Origin of the sequence: Herbaspirillum sp. 1173 (genome assembly GCF_031455335.1) — a bacterium.
Classification (GTDB): Bacteria; Pseudomonadota; Gammaproteobacteria; order Burkholderiales; family Burkholderiaceae_D; genus Herbaspirillum; species Herbaspirillum huttiense.
This window is the reverse complement of record NZ_JAVDSP010000004.1, coordinates 156,539-177,618: the sequence shown is the minus strand read 5'-3', so window position 1 is coordinate 177,618 and position 21,080 is coordinate 156,539. Positions and strand designations below refer to the sequence as shown.

The 21,080-nt window shown below is 62.0% G+C and carries 19 protein-coding genes and 2 pseudogenes; 12 read left to right on the top strand and 9 right to left on the bottom strand.

Features of this window, described 5'->3' with window-relative positions:
- Nucleotides 1-320: 320 nt before the first annotated feature.
- Nucleotides 321-512 carry a hypothetical protein gene (locus tag J2X56_RS15500; protein WP_310160752.1) on the bottom strand — a complete coding sequence of 64 codons (192 nt, stop codon included), beginning with the start codon at nt 510-512 and terminating at the stop codon, nt 321-323.
- Between the two features lie 539 nt (nt 513-1,051).
- On the opposite strand from J2X56_RS15500, the pseudogene J2X56_RS27045 reads away from it, so the two are divergent.
- Together J2X56_RS27045 and J2X56_RS15495 are read left to right on the top strand one after the other, a co-directional pair.
- Nucleotides 1,052-1,108: pseudogene (locus tag J2X56_RS27045) on the top strand (hypothetical protein); the annotation flags it as partial.
- 47 nt (nt 1,109-1,155) lie between these two features.
- A pseudogene (locus J2X56_RS15495) lies at nt 1,156-1,485 on the top strand (transposase); the annotation flags it as partial.
- Between the two features lie 4 nt (nt 1,486-1,489).
- On the opposite strand, the gene J2X56_RS15490 reads toward J2X56_RS15495, so the two are convergent.
- The 3 genes from J2X56_RS15490 to J2X56_RS15480 all read right to left on the bottom strand — a co-directional run bounded on the left by J2X56_RS15490 (nt 1,490) and on the right by J2X56_RS15480 (nt 3,284).
- Nucleotides 1,490-2,560, bottom strand: a complete 1,071-nt coding sequence (locus J2X56_RS15490) for a porin (protein ID WP_310160750.1) — start codon at nt 2,558-2,560, stop codon at nt 1,490-1,492.
- Nucleotides 2,561-2,787: 227 nt separating this feature from the next.
- Nucleotides 2,788-3,045 (bottom strand): type II toxin-antitoxin system YoeB family toxin, encoded by a 258-nt coding sequence (locus tag J2X56_RS15485; protein WP_121044516.1) that lies wholly within the window; start codon nt 3,043-3,045, stop codon nt 2,788-2,790.
- The gene (locus J2X56_RS15480; RefSeq protein ID WP_310160747.1) at nt 3,042-3,284 is read right to left on the bottom strand and encodes a type II toxin-antitoxin system Phd/YefM family antitoxin; all 243 of its coding nucleotides are present in this window, start codon (nt 3,282-3,284) and stop codon (nt 3,042-3,044) included. Before J2X56_RS15480 ends, J2X56_RS15485 begins: the two co-directional genes overlap by 4 nt.
- Nucleotides 3,285-3,705: 421 nt before the next feature.
- Here J2X56_RS15480 and J2X56_RS15475 point away from each other — a divergent pair, with 421 nt between their 5' ends.
- The 3 genes from J2X56_RS15475 (at nt 3,706) to J2X56_RS15465 (ending at nt 6,247) form a co-directional block, all read left to right on the top strand.
- A complete protein-coding gene (locus J2X56_RS15475; RefSeq protein ID WP_204724928.1) occupies nt 3,706-4,743 on the top strand; it encodes a methionine ABC transporter ATP-binding protein in 1,038 nt (345 codons plus the stop codon).
- Nucleotides 4,733-5,386: a methionine ABC transporter permease gene (locus tag J2X56_RS15470; protein WP_034333917.1), complete on the top strand. Its 654-nt coding sequence runs from the start codon at nt 4,733-4,735 to the stop codon at nt 5,384-5,386. Before J2X56_RS15475 ends, J2X56_RS15470 begins: the two co-directional genes overlap by 11 nt.
- Before the next feature lie 63 nt (nt 5,387-5,449).
- Nucleotides 5,450-6,247: a MetQ/NlpA family ABC transporter substrate-binding protein gene (locus J2X56_RS15465; protein WP_121044522.1), complete on the top strand. Its 798-nt coding sequence runs from the start codon at nt 5,450-5,452 to the stop codon at nt 6,245-6,247.
- A gap of 153 nt (nt 6,248-6,400) precedes the next feature.
- On the opposite strand, the gene ylqF is transcribed toward J2X56_RS15465, so the two are convergent.
- On the bottom strand, nt 6,401-7,357 hold the full coding sequence (ylqF, locus tag J2X56_RS15460) for a ribosome biogenesis GTPase YlqF (protein WP_083859647.1): 957 nt from the start codon (nt 7,355-7,357) through the stop codon (nt 6,401-6,403).
- A gap of 140 nt (nt 7,358-7,497) precedes the next feature.
- The gene (locus J2X56_RS15455) at nt 7,498-8,928 is read right to left on the bottom strand and encodes an MFS transporter (protein WP_310160743.1); all 1,431 of its coding nucleotides are present in this window, start codon (nt 8,926-8,928) and stop codon (nt 7,498-7,500) included.
- Between the two features lie 191 nt (nt 8,929-9,119).
- Here J2X56_RS15455 and J2X56_RS15450 point away from each other — a divergent pair, with 191 nt between their 5' ends.
- Entirely contained in the window at nt 9,120-10,028 is a 909-nt protein-coding gene (locus tag J2X56_RS15450; protein WP_134137258.1) for a LysR family transcriptional regulator, read from the top strand.
- Between the two features lie 115 nt (nt 10,029-10,143).
- Here the strand turns inward: J2X56_RS15450 and J2X56_RS15445 are convergent, their stop codons facing one another.
- Complete coding sequence (locus J2X56_RS15445) at nt 10,144-11,085, bottom strand: histone deacetylase family protein (protein ID WP_034333926.1); 942 nt, start codon at nt 11,083-11,085, stop codon at nt 10,144-10,146.
- A gap of 215 nt (nt 11,086-11,300) precedes the next feature.
- Here J2X56_RS15445 and mltB point away from each other — a divergent pair, with 215 nt between their 5' ends.
- The 3 genes from mltB (at nt 11,301) to J2X56_RS15430 (ending at nt 15,930) form a co-directional block, all read left to right on the top strand.
- Nucleotides 11,301-12,464, top strand: a complete 1,164-nt coding sequence (gene mltB, locus J2X56_RS15440; protein WP_310160739.1) for a lytic murein transglycosylase B — start codon at nt 11,301-11,303, stop codon at nt 12,462-12,464.
- Between the two features lie 99 nt (nt 12,465-12,563).
- Nucleotides 12,564-14,735, top strand: a complete 2,172-nt coding sequence (locus tag J2X56_RS15435; protein WP_310160737.1) for a TonB-dependent siderophore receptor — start codon at nt 12,564-12,566, stop codon at nt 14,733-14,735.
- A gap of 22 nt (nt 14,736-14,757) precedes the next feature.
- The gene (locus tag J2X56_RS15430; RefSeq protein WP_310160735.1) at nt 14,758-15,930 is read left to right on the top strand and encodes a phosphotransferase; all 1,173 of its coding nucleotides are present in this window, start codon (nt 14,758-14,760) and stop codon (nt 15,928-15,930) included.
- Nucleotides 15,931-16,055: 125 nt separating this feature from the next.
- Here J2X56_RS15430 and J2X56_RS15425 read toward each other — a convergent pair whose 3' ends face one another.
- Nucleotides 16,056-16,598, bottom strand: coding sequence for a YaeQ family protein (locus J2X56_RS15425; RefSeq protein WP_034333929.1), 543 nt, complete (start codon nt 16,596-16,598; stop codon nt 16,056-16,058).
- Between the two features lie 166 nt (nt 16,599-16,764).
- On the opposite strand from J2X56_RS15425, the gene J2X56_RS15420 reads away from it, so the two are divergent.
- Nucleotides 16,765-17,364 (top strand): DUF1415 domain-containing protein, encoded by a 600-nt coding sequence (locus J2X56_RS15420; protein ID WP_121044536.1) that lies wholly within the window; start codon nt 16,765-16,767, stop codon nt 17,362-17,364.
- A gap of 338 nt (nt 17,365-17,702) precedes the next feature.
- Complete coding sequence (locus tag J2X56_RS15415) at nt 17,703-18,053, top strand: hypothetical protein (RefSeq protein WP_088754773.1); 351 nt, start codon at nt 17,703-17,705, stop codon at nt 18,051-18,053.
- 206 nt (nt 18,054-18,259) lie between these two features.
- Here the strand turns inward: J2X56_RS15415 and cysM are convergent, their stop codons facing one another.
- The gene (gene cysM / locus J2X56_RS15410) at nt 18,260-19,162 is read right to left on the bottom strand and encodes a cysteine synthase CysM (protein ID WP_034338429.1); all 903 of its coding nucleotides are present in this window, start codon (nt 19,160-19,162) and stop codon (nt 18,260-18,262) included.
- Between the two features lie 263 nt (nt 19,163-19,425).
- Here cysM and J2X56_RS15405 point away from each other — a divergent pair, with 263 nt between their 5' ends.
- Nucleotides 19,426-21,078, top strand: a complete 1,653-nt coding sequence (locus J2X56_RS15405) for an isovaleryl-CoA dehydrogenase (RefSeq protein WP_310160731.1) — start codon at nt 19,426-19,428, stop codon at nt 21,076-21,078.
- Nucleotides 21,079-21,080 lie beyond the last annotated feature (2 nt).

Here is a 21,080-nt window from a genome sequence, read left to right as displayed (position 1 = left end):
GGCCTTATCTTTTCATCAGTTCAAGCGAACTCGGTGACTGCTTATTGGAGTAGAAGGAAGGGCTACGGCTTCGGACCAAATGTTGCGGCGAACAGTGTGTTGGGAGATCTCTAGCCTGGGGGCTATCTCCTTGATTGAGACGCGATCTCTTGATGTATCAGCGCCGAATGATCCCGAGTAATATCGTGTCTATCACTCCGCTCTCCTACTCGCTGTATTGAGGAGGACTGTGTCCTATGGACCAACTTTGGATGCAATTCGACACCGACTCTTCGGCATTATTTTTAGAATAGTTGAGTGCCTAGTGGGCTAAACGGCCGCTATTCAAGAAGTTCGCGAATTTTCTGCAGTTTTCGTTCTGCTGCGATTGCTCGATTGCGGTAGTCGCTAGTTCTCTGAAGTAGTTCGGATATTGATAGCCAGTACGCTGCACCGAGATCACCTTCTTCAAGCTGCAATCGGTGCAATTTCCGCATAGCAATCGAGATATCGATTGTTTCTTCCATATTCATCCGGTTTCCCCTTTAGTACCAGTTAAGTGCGGAAATCATTTTCCCGCTCCCGCAGCGTGCACACAAAGGACCGGCAATGAAACTTACACTTGGCCCAAACCAGCCGCAGATACGGTGGTGTAACGTTTATTACCGCGTTACACCGCCACATCTATGCACACAAAACAGAGTTGATTTTGCGACTAATCTTTATCCGGAATTTTATCGCACTCTTGAAACTGAAACTATGTATGAGCTACATGGGGTAATAACTTGCAGATGCGGGCCAAAACATCGGGCTCCCACGAGCCCGATGCAATGCCAGAACTTAGAAGGTGTGGATCAGGCCGGCGTTGATGCCGGTCTGACTGCGATCACTACCCGGTACGCGGTCGCTGGCCAGGCCAACGCTGTACATGTCGGACGTACGCAGGTTGCGGATGACGGCATAGGTAGAAGTGCGCTTGGACAGGTCATACTTGGCACCCAGGTTTGACCTGCGACGAATTTTGTAGCCACCGGATAAGTGAGTTCTTTATGCTAACGCCAAGGAGAACTCAATGAAGAAGCGATTTACGGACGAACAGATCATCAGCATCTTGCGAGAAGCAGAGAGCAAGGAGATTGCGACGGTAGATCTGTGCAAGCGTCATAACATTAAAAGCCGGCCTACGTTCGGTCGGACAATGGAGCCGAGTTCACAGCGGCCAAGGTCATGCGCTGGCTGCGGGATGCCTCCGTTGGCCCAGCCTTCATTGCGCCGGGCAGTCCATGGCAGAACGGATTCGTAGAAAGCTTCAATGGCAAACTGCGTGACGAACTGCTTAACCGAGAGTGGTTCCGCAGTCGGGCAGAGGCAAAAGTGCTGATTGAAAGATGGCGTCAGTTCTACAACGAGCGCAGGCCGCATAGCGCACATCAGTACCAACCTCCAGCTACGGTCCGTCGAGCCTGGCTGGAATCGAATATGATCGACAACCGACTCACTGCCTGACTGGCTACAAATTATCGACGCAGGTCAGGTTGATCTGCACCATGCGGCCATCGCTGGTGCGGACAAACTTGGCACGGGTGTATTGCAGGCTGCTGATCAAAGACAGCGACGGCGAGATCCGATAGTTCACGCCCAGGTCCAGCGTCTGGCTCGACTCGTTGTTGGCACCGCCGATGGTGTAGTCGCCCTTCTCGACAGCGTCGTAGCGCTCGATCTTCTTGTTCGGGTCGGTCCAGGCGGCAAAGCTGTCGAACTTCGGATCGAAGCTGCGACGCGCTGCCGTCAGCGGCAGCTTCACGCGCGAATACGAACCATACACACGCGCCGGGCCGAACTGATAGGCAGCAGCCAGGGTCCAGGTCTTCAGGCAGGTATCGCCGTACTTGCCGCCACCGTTGCAGGCTGCCGCGCCGTTGACATCGCTGGCGGACTTGCCGCCCATCTTGCTCTGGAAGTAGCCCAGACCGATGTTCAGCGGACCGTTGGCATAGGTACCGCCCAGGCCGAAGGACTGCCCGGCACCGGTATTGCCGGCTTGCTCACCGAAGCCATAGATGACGCTACCGGTGAAACCGTTGAAGTTCGGGGTGTTGTAGCGGATGGAGTTGTTGACGCGCTCGCCGTTGGTACGATCCAGGTTCAGCGAATGAACACGGCTGACCACGCCACCGAAGTCGCCCGGGGAGGTAATGCTGCCCACGTCATCCAACACATCCTTCTGGCGACCGGCCAGCACCGTACCGAAGTTGCCCGACAGGCCCACGGTCGCCTGACGGCCCCACAGCACGCCCTTCTGACCGGCGTCGCCGGTATCGACACTGAAACCGTTCTCGATGGTGAACAGCGCCTTGATACCGCCGCCCAGGTCTTCCACGCCCTTGACGCCCAGGCGCGAACCCTTCATCAGGCCGGAATCGAGCGCCATCTGGCCGCCCGTATCCTTGCCGCCGGTGGAGATCTTGTTGGTGTAGGACAGGCTGGCGTCGACCGCACCGTAGATGGTCACGCTGCTCTGCGCGTGCGCCGCGCCGCCGAAGGCAGCCAGCACGGCCAGGGCCAGGATGGACTTTTTCATAGAGTACTCCGTAGTGGTTTGATTGCTGTTGATTGGAGGGCGGACATCACCTTGCGACGAGGGCACCACCCAGGCTTCTGAAAGAAACATCAAGAAGTCACGGCAAATCTAAACCGACTTTTATTTCTCAAATGAATCATTCCTTGAATTGATATGCTTTATAAGACTTTTCTGTAGTTTTCTAGCCACTCATGTCGCGCATAGAGGTCAGCGCATTTTGTTACCCATCAGTAATGAAACCGGCACTGATGAATCACCAGCCGGCCCGCCACCAACTCGATGACGAGCCGGTGTTCACCCTGCACGCGCACCGCGTAAAGTCCGGGCAAGCGCAGGGGCAAAGCCACCCGGCGGGCCGATGGAATGCAAGCCCCTTCACTTAGCCGTCGCATCAAATGAAGTAATTGACGCGCAACCCGGCGGTCATGGCGACGCCACCAGGCCAGGTCCTCGCGCGCCAGCGGGGTCATCCAGAGCGGGGTCAAGGCTGCTCCTTCAGCGGCAGCAGTTCGGCGCGCAGCTGCAACAGGCTGCACAGCAGGCGTTCGGCATTGAGATCGTTGCCCAGCAGGTGCAGGGCTTCCTGCACTCCGCGCCAGACCGGTTCGCGCACCAGCACCAGGTTGCCGGCACCCGCTCGGGTGAGGATGACTTCATCGATATCGGCCAGCTCCAGCAGCGCGTCGAGGCGCTCGGCCAGGTCAGTGACAGGAAAGGCATACATGGGGAGGATTCCGGGGCTGGATCCGGCGCGCTGCAGCACGCCGGACAAAAAATTCAGGAAGATAAGCCCTGGCACCGTCACGGACGGCATTCAGTGAAAAAATGAGGTGAACGACAAAACTTATTCGACAACTTTCTCGCTCAACATCGAGTCAAGCGCTGCTCCCCCGGACCGGCTCCCCTGCGAAAATCGCCCCGCAAAGCCGCTCTGCACGCGGGTTCCCGCCGCATGCTAAGACGCGCCGGTTATATGCATAGGCGAAAATTTATTTTCCCTATATAACCTTGCCGCCTTAAAATAGCGCCTTCTTATAAAAATATTGATGGCAGTGGAGACCTGAGGTCCTGACCCGCCCGCAGCGTCCCACGATGCCGCGCTGGCGTCGGCACCCGGGGGCCCGCTGCCATTCTTCTTTTCCATCATGATCGAAATACAAGCTGTCACCCAGCGGTTCGGCAATGTCGAAGCGGTGCGCAATGTCGATTTGTCGATCCGCAAGGGCGAGATCTTCGGCATCATCGGCCGCAGCGGCGCGGGCAAGAGCACCCTGGTGCGCACCCTGAACCTGCTGAATCGTCCCACTTCCGGACGTATCGTCCTCGATGGCCAGGACCTGACCTCGCTGTCGTCCTCCCAACTTCGCGAAGCGCGCCGTGGCATCGGCATGATCTTCCAGCACTTCAACCTGCTCTCCTCGCGCAGCGTCTACGACAACATCGCGCTGCCGCTGGAACTGGCCGGCAAGAGCAAGTCGGAGATCGCCGCCAAGGTCGAACCCTTGCTGGAGCTGGTGGGCCTGACCGCCCTGCGCGACCGCTATCCGGCACAGATTTCCGGCGGCCAGAAGCAGCGCGTGGGCATTGCCCGCGCTCTGGCCAACGATCCCAAGGTCCTGCTCTCGGACGAAGCCACCTCGGCGCTGGACCCGGAAACCACCCGCTCCATCCTCGAACTGCTGCGCAAGATCAACAAGGAGCTGGGCCTGACCATCGTGCTGATCACGCACCAGATGGAAGTCATCAAGCAGATCTGCGACCGCGTGGCCGTGATGGAAGCCGGCCAGGTGATCGAACAGGGCGAAGTGCTGGAGGTGTTCCGCCAGCCGCGCCATGAAGTCACCCGCGCGCTGATCGGCGACGTCATCGCCCACGAGCTGCCCAAGGGCGTGCTGGCCCGCCTGCGCGAGCGCCTGGCGCGTGCCGACGTCGGCCAGGGCACCGACCACCTGTTCCGCTTCGCCTTCACCGGCAACGATGTGGACCAGCCGCACCTGTCGGAAGCGGTGCGCCGCTTCAACCTGAATTTCAACATCCTGCACGGCCAGATCGACGAGATCCAGGGCCAGGCATTCGGTTCGCTGGCGATCCTCGCCAACGGTACCCAGGACAACATCAACCAGGCCATGCAATACCTGCGCGAGCAGGGCGTGGTCGTCGAGGAGCTCAACCATGTCATCTGAACTGATCGATCTGTTCGTCAGCTCCTTCGGCGAGACGCTGATGATGGTGGTGATCTCGGGCGTGGTCGGCTCACTGCTCGGCATTCCGCTCGGCATCGCCCTGCACATCACCGAATCCAAGGGCGTGCTGCCCAACGTCGCCTTCAACCGCATCGCCGGCCTGCTGGTCAATGCGGTGCGCTCGACGCCCTTCATCATCCTGCTGGTGGCGGTGATCCCGATGACGCGCTTCTTCGTGGGCACCTCCATCGGCACGGCCGCTGCCATCGTCCCGCTGACCATCGCCGCCGCGCCCTTCATTGCGCGCCTGGTCGAGACCGCCCTGCGCGAAGTCGATCACGGCCTGGTGGAAGCGGCGCAAGCCATGGGTGCGACCACCTGGCAAATCATTTACAAGGTCTTGGTGCCTGAAGCATTTGCTGGTATCGTCGCCGGTCTCACGATCACCTTCGTCAGCCTGGTCGGTTATTCGGCCATGGCCGGTGCCATCGGTGGCGGCGGCCTGGGCGACCTGGGCATCCGCTACGGCTACCAGCGCTTCCTGCCGGAAGTGATGCTGGCCGTGGTGCTGATCCTGATCGTGTTCGTCCAGCTGGTGCAATCCCTGGGAGACCTGCTGGTCCGCAAGCTCAGCCACCGCTGAGCGCATTCACTACAAAAAAACGGCAGCTATCCGCTGCCCACCTCAAAGCTCGAAAGGAAAGTCATGAAGCGTCGTCAGTTGATTCAATTCATCGCAGGCCTGGGCCTGGCCGCCGGCCTGGCCTGTGCTCCCGCCATGGCCGAAGACCAGATCAAGATGGGCGTGACCGCCGGTCCGCACGCCGAGATCATGGAACAGGTCAAGAAGCTGCTGGAAAAAGACGGCGTGCAGATGAAGGTCATCGAATTCACCGACTACATCCAGCCCAACGCCGCGCTGGCCGCCGGCGACCTGGACGCCAACTCCTACCAGCACCAGCCCTACCTGGATGCGCAGATCAAGGACCGTGGCTACAAGTTCGTGAGCGTGGGCAGCACCATCACCTTCCCGATGGGCGTGTACTCCAAGAAGATCAAGTCGCTCAACGACCTGAAACAAGGTGCACGCGTGGGCGTGCCCAACGATCCGACCAACGGCGGCCGCGCCCTGCTGGTGCTGCAAGCCAAGGGCGTGATCAAGCTGAAAGCCGATGCCGGCCTGAAGGCAACCCCGCTGGACATCGTGGAAAACCCCAAGAAGATCAAGATCGTCGAACTGGACGCCGCCCAGCTGCCGCGTTCGCTGGATGACTTCGATGCTGCCGTCATCAACGGCAACTACGCCGAATCGGCCGGCCTGTCGCCGACCAAGGATGCGATTGCCGTGGAAGCCTCCACCGGTCCCTACGCCAACGTCATCGCCGTGCGTATCGCCGACAAGGACAAGCCTTGGGTCGCCAAGCTGGTCAAGGCTTACCACAGCCCGGAAGTGAAGAAGTTCGTGCTGGAAAAGTACAAGGGTTCCGTGATCACCTCCTGGTAATCCGCAACGCCTGACTTGCCTGCATCAACGAAAAGGCCAGCTCATCGAGCTGGCCTTTTTCATTGGGCGGGAATTTTTCGCTTGCCGGTAATCCCTCAAAAACTTAGTTTTTGACCTCCGGTTTCTAAGTTTTCCGGAAAGCAAAACTTAGATTCAACGCCCCCGGTGATCCGGAGCGTCTCGCCAGTCGTAATCCTCGTCGTCTTCCTCGTCATCCTCGGCCTGCAGGGCATCGGGATTGTCGGTGGACTGATAGGTCGCCAGCAGCTCGGCACGCGACTGCGGCGTTTCCAGCGAGATGCGGCCCAGTGCGCCGCTGCGGTAATCCTGCAGGAAGGTGTGCGCGGCCTTCTCGAAATCGTATTCGCCGCCCTTGAGGCGGAAGCCACGCTTGGCCGCCACGCCCTCCACCACGGCTACGCCGTCCATGCCTTCGGTATTGAAGCCATAACGCGCCTTGAGCAACTGCGGATAGCGCTGCAGCAGCAGGTCAGCCAGGAAGGTCGCCACTTCCTCTTCGATCAGCGCATTGCTGCCCACCGCATGGCTGGCCGCCAGCATCAGGCCATCGCTGGGATGCTCGATCTTGGGCCAGAGCATGCCGGGGGTATCGGTGAGCACCATGTTGTTGCCCAGGTAGAGACGCTGCTGGGTCTTGGTCACGGCCGGTTCATCGCCGACGGCGGCCACGCGCTTTTTCAGCAGCGCATTCATCAGGGTCGACTTGCCCACGTTGGGGATGCCCATGATCATCATGCGCAGCGGTTTCAGGGCAGTGCCGCGATGCGGTGCCACCTGAATCGCCAGCTTGGGCACGCGCGCCACATCGGACGGCTTCTTGCAGGACAGGGCCACGGCCGTGACGCCCTTCTGGCTGTTGTAGTAGTCGATCCAGGCTTGGGTGGCCACCGGATCGGCCATGTCGGTCTTGTTGAGGATCTTCAGGCAAGGACGCTGGCGCGCATTGCGCAACTGCTCGATCATGGGATTGCAGCTGGCCTGCGGCAGGCGGGCATCGACCACTTCGATGACCATATCGACTTTTTCCATGCTCTCCGCGGCCTTGCGGCGGGCGGAGTTCATGTGACCGGGGAACCATTGGATGGACATGCGGAGCTTCTTTCTGATGCGTATTTCGTTGAAGGCGCTATTTTACGGCCCTGCCCCGCCAATCCCTAACAAATCCCCAAGAAAACGGCCTGCCGCGCACAAGTCGGGGCAGGCCGTTGGACGGGGAACAACACCCGCGCTCACGCGCGGCGCGTCACCCATTGCTCCTTGACAACACCCACGAAGCGCCACACCAGCCACAGGGCGACGCCATAAGCCAGCGCCATCACGCCGAACGCCAGCGGATTGCGCAGGCTCCAGCCCGCCACGCTGTGCAGGATCGCGCCCATCAGGGCCACGCCGACCAGGGCACCGATCTGGCGATTGGCATTGAGCGCCGCCGCCGCACTGTTGGCGTGGGCCTTGCCGGCCACCTGCATGACCACCGTGGTCATGGAAGGAATGGCGGTACTGATGCCCAGGTTGGCCGCCGCGCATACCAGGGCCAGCAGCCAGTACGGCGTCTCGGGACGGAAACTCATGGCCACGGCGGTAAAGACGGTCCCCACCGAGAGGCCCAGCAGCAGCGGCACGCGCGGCCCCCAGTGCGCAGCCATGCGGCCTGACATCAGGTTGCCGAAGAAGACCACGGCCATCATCGGTACCAGTTGCAGCCCGGTCTGCAGGGCATCCGCGCCGCGTCCCTGCTGCAGGAACAGCGCCAGGTAGAACAGGTTGCCATAGACGCCGAAGTTGATGAGAAAGCCAATGCCATTGGCCGCCGCAAACTGCGGCGTGGCAAACAGCGCCTTGGGCAACAGCGGCGCAATGCCGCGCAGTTCATGGCGCACCAGCGCCACGGCGGCCAGCACCGCCACTGCCAGCGCCGCCAGGATGCGCGGAGAAGCCCAGCCATACACCGGCCCCTGGATCAGCACGAAGGAAATCCCGGCCAGCATCACCACCCCGGCCAGGTGGCTGAACAGATGCAGCGCACGGGCGTGTCCGGCAACTTGGGGAATGAGCTTGCGCGCCATCAGCAAACCCAGAAGACCGACCGGCACGTTGATGAGGAACACGCTGCGCCAGCCCAGCCAGTGGATCAGCACCCCGCCCAGCAGCGGCCCGGCAGCAGCGGCCAGGCCGACGGTGGCCGACCAGACGCCCAGCATGCGGGCACGCACGCGGTCATCCTCATACACGTGCGTGAGCAGGCTCAGCGAACTGGGCATGAAGAAGGCCGCGCCCAAACCCTGCAGCAGGCGTGCCGCGATCAGGAAGGGCCCATTGGGTGCAGCCCCGCACAGCAGCGAGGCCACTACGAACAGGAACAGCCCGGTCAGATAAAGGCGCCGCGCACCGAAGCGGTCGGCCAGCGCGCCGCCCACCAGCAGCATGGAGGCGAAGGTCAGCGTATAGCCATCGACGATCCACACCAGCATCGACAAGGGCGCATCCAGGCTGCTGGAGATATTGGACAGCCCGACGTTGACCACCGTCACATCCAGCATGGCCATGACGAAACCGATGGCCAAGGCCACCAGCGGCAGCGTGCCGGCATGCGGCGCGGCATCGGCAAGGGGAGGTGCCAGCACCGAGGCTGGCGCACGAGGGCATTGTGTGGAAGACATGGCAACAGGACTTTCTGCACGCAGGGTGCGAGGGAGAACCGCAATCCCGCGACCGGAGAAGACCGGGGCGGGGTTGAATGGGGCAGATTCTAGGCTTGGGCGGTGATGCAATAAAGAGGTATAAAATCAGCGCGCTGATGCAAATTTGCATCACGTCTTCACTGAATCCCCTCTTGCAGCAAAGGCACATCATGGATTGGGACAACGCCCGCATCTTCCTGGCCATCTATCGCGTAGGCACCTTGCGCGGGGCCGCCGAACATCTGGAGATCGACCAGGCCACCGCAGGCCGCCGCCTGGCCGCACTGGAAAGCTCGCTGGGTGCGCGCCTGTTCCTGCGCACGCCCAGTGGCTATGTGCCGACCCCGGCGGGCGAGATGGCGGCTGCTGCCGCTACGCAGATGGAGCAAGGCGCGGAACAGCTGCAACGCCAGATGCAGGGCATGGATGAACGCCTGTGCGGCGTGGTACGGCTGGCGGCCACCGACATCACGGCGCGCCATTTTCTGTTACCGGCGTTGCACCGGCTGCACCAGGAGCATCCGAAAATCCGCGTGGTGCTCTCGACCTCCACCCAGCTCACCAACCTCACCAAGCGCGAGGCCGACATCGCCGTGCGTACCGTGCGCCCGGATGCGCCGGACCTGATCGCGCGCCATCTGAAACGGCTGCATACCGGCATGTATGCCTCGAAAGCCTATGTGAAAAAGCGCGGCCTGCCCGACCCCGGCACCGGCCTGAAGGGACATGACGTGGTGATCTATCCGCGCAGCGTCTCGCCCAGCAAGTCCGAGCAGATCTGCGGCGAATCCATCGCCCACGCCAACGTGGCCATGGAAGTGAGTACCGGGCTGGTCATGGTCGACAGCCTGCAGGCGGGTTTCGGCATCGGCGAACTGCCCACGCATGTGGGCGACAAGGCCAGCGGCCTGGTGCGCATCTGGCCGCAGCGGGCCGTGCCTTACGACATGTGGCTGGTACTGCACAGCGACCTGAACCGCACGGCACGGGTGCGGGCGGTGGCCGATGCGATCATTGCGGCCTATGAGGCCCATAAGACCCATGAGGCCCATGAGGCAAATGCGCCTGCAGAGGTTTGAGGAAGCATGCAGCGGGCGGCGGACAAACTGCCCCCTGTGCATAAAAACAAGGCGCGACAAAAACCTTAGTTTTTATCGCGCCATTACTTAAAAACGCCTGTGGAAAACCTAACTCTCATTCCAGGTCGGCCAGCACCTTCAGGTGAGCCACCACACTGCGCCCCAGCGCAGAGAGGTTGTAGCCGCCCTCCAGGCAACTGACGATGCGACCCTTGGCGTACTGGTCGGCGATCTTCATGATCTGCCGCGTCATCCAGGCGTAATCGGCTTCCACCAGGCCCATCTGGCCCATGTCATCCTCGCGGTGGGCATCGAAACCGGCCGAGATGAAGATCATCTGCGGCTGGTGCGCATGCAGCGCCGGCAGCCATTTCTCGGTCACCAGCTGGCGCACCGCACTGCCATCGGAATAGGCCGGCACCGGCACGTTGACGATGTGCGATTCGGTCGGCCCGTCGCCCGAGAAGGGATAGAAGGGGTGCTGGAAGAAACTCACCATCAGCACCCGGGGATCATGGGCAAAGATGTCTTCGGTGCCATTGCCGTGATGCACGTCGAAATCGATCACCGCCACCCGTTCCAGCCCGTGCACATCGATGGCATGCCGCGCCGCCACCGCCACGTTGTTGAACAGGCAGAAGCCCATGGCCTTGGCGGGCGTGGCGTGATGGCCCGGCGGACGCACTGCGCAGAAGGCATTGTCCAGTTCGCCGGCCAGCACCGCATCGGTTGCGGCCACCGCCGCGCCGGCCGCGCGCAGGGCGGCTTTCCAGCTGTGCTTGTTGAGCAGCGTGTCGCCATCGACGGAGTGATACGACTGCCCCGACAGGCTCAGGGCATGGCTGTGCTCGCGCACGTAATCGACGGCGGCGGCAGTATGCACGCGCTCCAGTTCGGCCGGATCGGCCAGCGGGGCTTCGCGGCGGTCGAGGAACTGATCGATGCGGCTCAGGATCAGCTGGTCTTCGATCGCCTCGAGACGAGCGGGCGTCTCAGGGTGCCAGTCACCCATTTCATGGCGCTGGCAATCGGCGTGCGTATAGATGGCGGTAGTCATTCTTGCTCTTGTTGCAATCTCGTTGCGATCTTGTTGCGATGATATTGCCACCCGGCAAACACCAGGCTGGCCGGGTTGTCTCCTCGGACTAGTGTACATTGGCTGTCGCCTATCGTGGTCAAAGCCGCGTCGGCATCATGCACCAGCGCAGGGCGCGGCGGCCGATGCGGTATACTTGCACGCTTGTCTGGCCTCCCCTGCTGCTCATCCTGCTCATGCCCATCTCCCTGCCTCGCCTGACCGCCCTCGCCTCCACCCTGCTGATCTCCACACTGTGTGCCTTGCCGATGACCGTGCAGGCGCAGGACGGCAAGCCTGTGGAAAAGAAAACCCAGAAAAAGGCGGTGGACAACAAAGACAAGAAGGCAGCAGAGAAGAAAGCCAAGCCGCAGGCCAAGAAGAAAGTGGCCGCTGATGACCAGGGCGAGTTCGTCAACTTCAACGAGTGGAAGGATGTCGCCCGCTTCATGGACGAGATGGCCGACCGCAACCAGTTCCAGCGCAGCGATCTCAACGCCCTCTTCGCCCGGACCCGCTACGTGGACAGCGCCATCCAGCTCATCAAGCCGGCCCCCAGCACCAAGCCCAAGAACTGGGCGGCCTACCGCGCGCGCTTCGTGGAACCGGTGCGCATCAATGCCGGCGTCGATTTCTGGAACACCTACGGTGTGGCCCTGGCCCGCGCCGAGGCGCAATACGGCGTGCCCATGGACATCATCGTCGGCATCATCGGCGTGGAAACCGTCTACGGCCGCAACACCGGCAACTTCCGCGTGATGGATGTGCTGACCACGCTGGCCTTCGACTACCCCAACACCCCCAACCGTGATGCGCGCATGGCCTTCTTCCGGGGCGAGCTGGAAAACACCCTGCTGCTGGCGCGCGAGGCCGGCATCGATCCGATGTCCTTGCGCGGTTCCTATGCCGGGGCCATCGGCTGGCCGCAGTTCATGCCGGGCAGCATCCGCGAATACGCGGTGGACTTCGATGGCGATGGCAAGATCGACCTGCGCAATTCGCCGGTGGACGCCATTGGCAGCGTGGCCCACTACCTGGCCGTGCACGGCTGGCAGCGCGGCGAACCGGTGGCCTTCCCGGTCACGGTCTCGAATGACAACCGCCAGTGGGAAGCCATGCTCAACCAGGGCCTGGAAGCCAAGTACACCATCGAGGAACTGCAAGCGGCCGGCATCTCCACGTCCGCCCTGCCGGCCGGCCTGCGCTATGGCCTGGTCGACCTGCAGAACGGCACCGGCCCGACCGAGTACTGGGTGGCCACCAACAACTTCTACGCCATCACGCAGTACAATCGCAGCTACTTCTATGCGATGTCGGTGGCCGATCTTGGCCGTGCGGTCGCGGCGGCACGCAACCGCTGACCTGCCGTCTCGCCCACCCGGATTCACCCTTGATGGCACTGTTGATGAGGGAGCGCGCACTGCGTGCTCCTGCTCCTTTCTTTCCACGATAGAACCACGATGAAACGCATTGCACCCCTGGCCTCCACGCTCATGCTGACGCTGGCCGGCACCTCGCTCGGCCTGCCGGCCATCGCCCGTGCGGCTGACGCCGCCGACGACAAGGGCGAGTCCCTGCCCACGGTCAACGTCACCGCCAGCGGTACCGGCCGCGACGCCAGCCGCGTGCGCTCGGCGGGCGTGGCCGGTTTCGACGATGCGCCACTGATCGATACGCCGGCCTCGGTGGCGGTGGTCACTGCCGCGCAGATTCAGGACCAGCAATCGCGCCTGCTCTCGGATGTGGTCAAGAACGATGCGTCCATCAACGAGAACTATGCGCCGGTCGGTTACTACGAAAACTTCAGCATTCGCGGCATCACGCTGGACCCGGCCAGCGCCTATCGCATCGACGGACTCACCGTGGCCGGCGAACAGACCATCGCGCTGGAGAACAAGGAGCGCGTCGAATTCCTCAAGGGGGTGGCCGGCCTGCAGGCCGGTGTGAGCAGCGCGGGCGGCATCGTCAACTACGTGACCAAGCGTCCGGCCGATGTGCGTTCGATCACGCTGGGGACCGACTCCTATGGATCGCGCTATCTGGCCACCGACCTGGGCACGCTCTTCGGTGAACAGAAACAGTTCGGCCTGCGCATCAATGCCGCGCATGAAGACATCCACTCCTACGTCAACAATGGCGATGGCTGGCGTGACTTCGCTTCGCTCTCGGCGACCTGGGCGCTGTCGTCGAAGACGCTGGTGCAGTTCGATGCCGAATACCAGCAGAAGGCCCAGCACTCGGTGGCCGGGTACCAGCTGCTGGGCGGCACCACGCTGCCCTCGGGCGTCTCGCCCAGGACCATGCTGACGCCGCAATCGTGGGCGCAGCCGGTGCGTGACAGCTCGCTGAACTATCGCCTGCGGGTGGATACCGATTTCAATGCCAACTGGCATGGTTACGTGCAGGCGGGCCGCAGCCGGGCCGTCATCGATGATTACCTGGCCTTCCCTTATGGCAGCGGTGGCGGGGCATCCTCGACCTTTGCGGCCAACGGCGATTTCGATGTGTATGACTATCGCGTGCCCAATGACGAACGCCGCAACGATGAAGCGCAGGCGGTCATGATCGGCAAGTTCGCGACGGGCTGGCTCAAGCATGAGCTGACCATGGGCGTGGCCATGTCGCGCCGGGTGGTGGATAAATCGGATGGCATCAGCGTGCTGGTCGGCAGTGGCAACATATACAGCGGCACGGCGGCACTGACGCCGGCCACCGATGTCCCCGGCCCGGCGTATCGCAATCTGGACAGCCGCCAGAAGGCCCTGTTCTTCAGCGACCGCCTGCAATTCTCCGAGCGCTGGCAAGCCATTGCCGGGGGCCGACAGGTGTGGCTCAACGAGCAGGCCTTCGCTTCGGACGGCAGCGTCACCCGTGCGACTTCGCGCAATCTGTTCCTGCCGCAACTGGCTTTGATCTTCAAGCCGATGCAGAACGTCTCGCTCTACGGCAGCTATGCCGAGACGCTGACGCTGGGCACGTCTGCGCCCTTCTGGGTCAGCAACTTCCCGACCACGCTGCCGCCCTCCGTGGCACGTCAACTGGAAGCCGGCGTGAAATATGACGTCTCGCCGGACATGGCGCTGACCGCTGCCGTATTCCGCATTCGCAAGGCCTACGAGTACCAGCAACCGGACAACAGCAGCAGCGGCTTCACCTATGTCCAGCAAGGCCAGCAAACCAACACCGGCCTCGAACTCGGTGCCAGCGGCAAGCTCACCCCGCGCCTGGCCGTCGGTGCCAGCGTGACGGCCACCCGCGCGCGCGCCAGCGATACCGGCACTGCTGCCTACGATGGCCAGCAAGTGGTCAACGTACCGCGCCTGCGCAGCAGCGTCCATGCCGACTATGCCCTGCCGGGCGTGGAAGGCGTGAACCTGATGGGCAGCTGGCTCTACAGCGCCAGCAAGCCCGCTACCCGCGACGGCAGCGTGAGTCTGCCGGCGGTGCATGTGTTCAATGCCGGCCTGCGCTACAAGCTGCGCATCAGCGGCCACACCGCCACCTTGCGCGCCAACCTCGACAACGTCTTCGACAAGCGTTACTGGAAGGATGCCGGCCAGTACCTGGGCGACGGCTACGTGCACCTCGGCGCGCCGCGTACTGCGCGGCTGTCGCTGCAATATGATTTCTGATCTGCCGCCCTGCTGAGTCACCATGGACGCCGCTTCCCATCATCTCACCCGCGTCATCAGCCACGGCATGGGAGTGGAGCCGGTCATCTCCGACTGGCCCGCGCTGACCTCGGCCGAGGTGGCGCGCGTGCTGCGCCACTATCCCGACGTGGGCCAGCCGCTGCGACTGGAGTGGCACAGCCCGCGCCCGTTCTCGGCGGCCTGCGTGATGCAGACCGAGAGCGGGCCCATCATCGTCAAGCGCCATCATGCGCGCGTGCGCGATGTGGCGGCGCTGGCCGAAGAACATCGCTTCGTCGCCCACCTGCAGGCGCGCGGGCTGCCGGTCAGCAGCGCGCTGGCCACCCGTGAGGGCGCGACGGCACTGGCCGATGAGTACTGGACCTATGAGGTCTTCCCGCTGGCGCCGGGGGTCGACCTGTATCGCGAGGCGATGTCGTGGACGCCCTTCACCAGTTGCACCCATGCCCGCTCAGCGGGACAGATGCTGGCCCGCCTGCACCTGGCCTCGGCAGGTTACGATGCGCCGGCACGGCCGGCGCGCCCGCTGGTGTCGAGCTTCACCATCTTCTCGCAGGAAGATCCGGTCCGTCCGCTGCAGCATTACATCGAGCAGCGCCCGGCCATTGCCGACTATCTGGAAAACCGTCCGTGGCGCGGCGAAGTGGCACAGCACCTGCTGCCCTGGCACGCCGCGCTCAAGCCCTATCTGGATGAATTCGTCCCGCTGTGGACGCACAATGACTGGCACGCCTCCAACCTGCTGTGGAGCGATGCCACGCCTGAAGCGCAGGTGCAGACCGTGCTCGATTTCGGTTTGTGTGACCGCACCTGCGCCCTGCACGACCTGGCCACGGCGATCGAGCGCAACATCGTCGAGTGGCTGGCCATTCCGCAGCGTGCCGTGCAGCTGGTGCATCTGGATCTGCTGGATGCGATGCTCGATGGCTATGCCACCACCTTACCCCTGACGGCACGCCAGATGCGCGCCCTGGCGGCATTGCTGCCGCTGGTGCATGCCGAGTTCGCACTGGCCGAGCTGGATTATTTCCACGGCGTCACGCAGTCGCCGCAGAATGCCTCGCTGGCTTATGACACCTACTTCCTCGGCCATGCCGACTGGTTCCATTCCGAAGAAGGGCAGCGACTGCTGGGGCATCTGGAACAACGCGCGCAGGCGCTGGAAAAAAACTAAGTTTTTGCTTGCTGCAGATTAAAAAAACGCGTCCGGAAAACTAAGTTTTCGGACGCGTTTTTTTCTGCCGGGACTGCCGTGCTACTTGCTGACCCGTTGCATCAGGCAAGGTATCAGGCAAGGTATCAGGCAAAGTCCTTCACCGTTTCCGGCTCGATCAACACCATGTTCTCATTGGCACCGAGCCAGATCTGTCCATCCTGGATCGTGCATTGCAGCTGCATGGTGCGCTGGGCCAGCGCCGCCAGGGCCTGGCTGGCTTCGGCCGGGATGTTGATGACCTTGAGGTTCTTGGCGCGGTCGACGCGGCTGCCGGTCTGGCCCCACCAGATGTGCGAGGTGCTGCTGTAGCTGTAGACCAGCACCTTGTCGGCACGGCCACAGGCCTTGAGGATGGCGCGGTCATCCGGCTGGCCGACTTCCACCCACACTTCGATGGCACCGGTCAGGTCCTTCTGCCACAGGTCCGGCTCGTCGGTATCGGACAAGCCCTTGCCGAAGGCCAGCGCCTCGCTGGCATTGAGGGCGAAGGCCAGCACGCGGATCATCATGCGCTCGTCGGTCTCGGAGGGATGGCGGGCGATGGTCAGTGCGTGCTGCTGGTAATAGTGCCGATCCATATCGGAAATCTGCAGGTCGGCCTTGAAGATGGTGGATTTGAGCGCCATGGGAATCTGTTCGTGCAAGGGAAAGGCGGCCCGGCGTGGCGGGCTACCGTCAAAGGTTGGCAAGCATAGCCGATCTGGCGCGGCTGTGGGCGTTTGTGATGGGACAGATCAAGCCGGTGGCCTGTCACCGTGGCTGCCCCCGCCATGGCCGTGCGACAATGCCTGTATGAGCACTTCTTCACCTTCCCCTGCCCCTTCCCTGACAACTCCGAGCGACGACGCTGTCGTGGCGCTGACACGCGCCTGGCTGGAGCAGGCCGTGATCGGCCTGAATCTCTGTCCATTTGCCAAGTCCGTGCATGTGAAGAATCAGGTCAGATACCACGTCAGCCGGCAGCAGGATTGGAATGATCTTTCTGTTGAGCTGGAACAAGAACTGAGCTTTCTGGCAAAAGCCGACCCGGAACAGGTCGACACCACCCTCTTCATCCTGCCGCTCGCATTAGCCGATTTTCACGAGTACAACGATTTCCTGGACTGGGCCGATCGCCTGCTGGAAAGAATGGAGCTGGACGGGGAATTGCAGATCGCCAGCTTCCATCCGGATTACCAGTTTGCCGACACGGGACCGGACGATATCGAGAACTACAGCAATCGCTCGCCTTTTCCCATCCTCCATCTGTTGCGAGAAAGCAGCATCGACCGGGCGGTGGCTGCCTACCCCGACGCGGCCGCCATCTTTGAGAAAAACATGGCTACCTTGCGCAATCTGGGGCTAAGTGGCTGGAATATGCTTCCATTTGTCGTATCAAAAGAACAACAATAGCAACTGCGCAAAAAATCCTGTTAATATCTGTTACAAATTCGAAAATGAGTTTCTGCAACTATTGTGGAATAGAATTTTCTGACTGCATGAAAAATGTGCAATTATTTCTATATAGACATAGAATTATTGTTGTGCTGCTGCTTCAGGCGCACTAGGTCAGAGAACAGAGAACTTGAACCGTGTTGTTTTGAAGCCGTTCTTTGATAGGGCTTTCGATATCTTGCAGAAAGAGGCAACGCCTTCTCGGATAACGTCAGTCGCGTTTTGCAGTTTTACAAACAATTAATGCATAGGCGCAATGCCTTCCACAAACATCTGCATAATGGAACGTCCCGATCATGAATACCCACGATACTGCTGAATCCAACTCGATCACCGATCACGTCAACTACGATCCCAACCATCTGCTCGATGCGCTGATCGAAAAGCTGCATCTGAAGAATGATGCCGCCCTGTCGCGTGCGCTGGAAGTGGCACCGCCGGTGATCAGCAAGATCCGTCACCGTCGCCTGCCAGTGGGCGCATCGCTGCTGATCCGCATGCACGAGGTGAGCGAACTGTCGATCCGCGAACTGCGCGAACTGATGGGCGACCGCCGCGAAAAATTCCGCATCAGCGACAAGCAGTTCAAGCCGAAGCCAGGTGCAGCGCCCGGCGCACCGGCACCGACTGGCGGCACCCCCGAGTAATCCGCTTCTGTCCGGCAGCATTGCCCCTGCGGTGCTGTTGCTGAGGCAGAGCTTCAGGAAAAACTTAGTTTCCGTACGAAAAAAACTAAGTTTTCCTTGCACCCGACCATATAAAAAAACGGAGCCATCGGCTCCGTTTTTCATTGCATCCTGTTGTGCGCATCGTGCGCGTCCGCTGCTGCGGACCACGCACTGCCTTCACCGCCTCAAGCCGGGAACACCCCAGTGGACAGATAACGATCCCCGCGATCGCACACGATGAAGACGATGGTCGCATTCTCCAGCTGATGCGACAGGCGCACCGCAACTTCACAGGCCCCTGCGGCGGAGATGCCGCAGAACAGGCCTTCCGTCACGGCCAGCTTGCGCGCCATGTTTTCGGCATCGGCCTGGCTGACGGATTCCACCTGGTCCACGCGGGAGCGGTCAAAGATCTTGGGCAGGTAGGCTTCCGGCCACTTGCGGATGCCGGGAATGGACGAGCCCTCTTCCGGCTGCGCGCCCACGATCTGCACCTGGGCATTCTGTTCCTTGAGGTACTGCGACACGCCCATGATAGTGCCGGTGGTGCCCATGGCGCTGACGAAGTGGGTGATGCTGCCCTTGGTGTCGCGCCAGATTTCCGGACCGGTGGTCTCATAGTGCGCCAGCGGATTGTCGGCATTGGCGAACTGGTCGAGGATCAGGCCTTCGCCGTTCTTCTGCATCTGCTCGGCCAGGTCGCGGGCGTATTCCATGCCGCCGCTCTTGGGTGTCAGCACGATCTTCGCCCCATAGGCGGCCATGCTCTGGCGACGTTCTTCGGAAAGATTTTCCGGCATCAGCAACACCATCTTGTAGCCGCGCATGGCCGCCACCATCGCCAGGGCGATGCCGGTATTGCCGCTGGTGGCTTCGATGAGGGTATCGCCGGGCTTGATCTGGCCGCGCGCTTCGGCGCGGGTGATCATCGAGTAGGCGGCACGGTCCTTGACCGAACCGGCAGGATTGTTGCCTTCGAGCTTGCCGAGGATGAGGTTGTTGCGGCGCTTGGCTTCTTCGCCGCCGATGCGCGGCAGCTGGATCAGCGGAGTATTGCCGATGGTGGATTCGATGGTCGGATAAGACATCTGCTTGGCTTCCTTGCGCAGCCGTGCGCAGGCACGGGGCGATCTTTGGTCGAAAGGGGCATTCTAATATGACTCCACCGCATGTGCCGGCGGCGCGGCCTAACAAGATGCTTATAAGGATATAGCCAAATCATTTAAAGGAATGTTGCCCTGCCTGCCCATCGACGATGCCCTACACTGTAGTGAACGGTAGTGAACACGTCCCATCACAACTCCAACAGGGCGTACTCATCGGCAAGCGGCTGCGCAACCATGGAGACGACATGCACACCCATGACATCACCAATCAGGTCCCCGACCTGTGCGACTACAACCTCTACCGCAGTGACCTCGCCCTGAGCGAAGCGGTGCAGCGCGAAGGCGCACACTGGCACGACTGCACCCTGGCCAGCCAGGGCGAGCTGCTGGGCCGGGCCGAGATGCGTGAACTGGCCGCGCTGGCCAACACGCACACGCCGGTGCTGCACACGCATGACCGCACCGGCCATCGCATCGACGTGGTGGAATTCCACCCGGCCTGGCATACGCTGCTGGAACAGCTGCGCCGCGCCGGCCTGCATGCGCTGCCGTGGATGCAGCCGGGCGATGGTGCCCACGCCGCGCGCGCCGCCGGCTACTTCCTGCATGCGCAGATCGAAGCCGGTTCGCTCTGCCCGACCACCATGACCTTCGCCGCCATCCCGGTGCTGCAGCAGGAACCGGCGCTGTTCGAACAATTGCGCAGCCGCCTCTTCTCGCGCGAGCACGACGGGCGCGACCTGCCGATCACGCAGAAGCGCTCCATCCTGATCGGCATGGGCATGACCGAAAAACAGGGGGGTTCCGACGTGCGCAGCAATGCCTCCATCGCCATGCCGGCCGATCCGCTGGAAGACGGGCGCGGCAAGGCTTACCTGCTCTCCGGTCACAAGTGGTTCTTCTCGGCACCGATGTGCGATGCGCACCTGATGCTGGCGCGCACCGAGAACGGCCTGTCCTGTTTCTTCGTGCCGCGCTGGCTGCCGGATGGCACGCGCAATCCCATCCTGATACAGCGCCTCAAGGACAAGCTCGGCAACCGCTCCAACAGCAGCAGCGAAGTGGAATTCGAGGAAGCCATGGGCATCATGGTCGGCGAGGATGGGCGCGGCATTCCGACCATCATCGAGATGGCCAACCACACGCGCCTGGATTGCATCATCGGCAGCGCCGCGCTGATGCGGCAGGCCCTGGTGCAGGCCATCCACCATGCGCGCCACCGCAGTGCCTTCGGCCGCCGGCTGGCCGAACAGCCCATCATGCGCGCCGTACTGGCCGACCTGGCGCTGGAGAGCGAGGCCGCCACCCTGCTGATGCTGCGCGTGGCGCATGCCTTCGATGCGCCCGATGATCCCTTGCAACGCGCGTGGAAGCGCATCGTCACGCCCGCCGCCAAGTTCTGGATCTGCAAGCGCGCGCTGGAATTCACCGGTGAATGCATGGAAGTCTGGGGCGGCAACGGCTACGTGGAAACCGGTCCGATGGCGCGGCTCTATCGCGAAGCGCCGGTCAATTCGATCTGGGAAGGCTCGGGCAATGTGATGTGCCTGGACGTGCTGCGTGCCATCAGCCGCGAGACCGAAGGCTTCGCGCAACTGCTGATGGCACTGGACGATGCGGCCAGCACCCATCCTGCGCTGGCGCAGCGGGTGCGCTCACTCAAGCAGATGCTGTCGGCAGCAGAGGAAGAACGGGAAGCCTGTGCCCGGCGTCTGGTACAGCAACTGGTGCTGGCCCTGCAGGGCATGCTGATGGCGTGCCATGCCCCGGGCGGATCGGCCGATGCCTTCCTGGCCAGCCGCGCCGACGGCGATGGCGGACGTGTCTACGGTACCCTCGGCGGCACCAGCCTGGCGGCGCAGGAAGCCATCCTGCAGCGCGCCTGGCCCGATGCATGAGG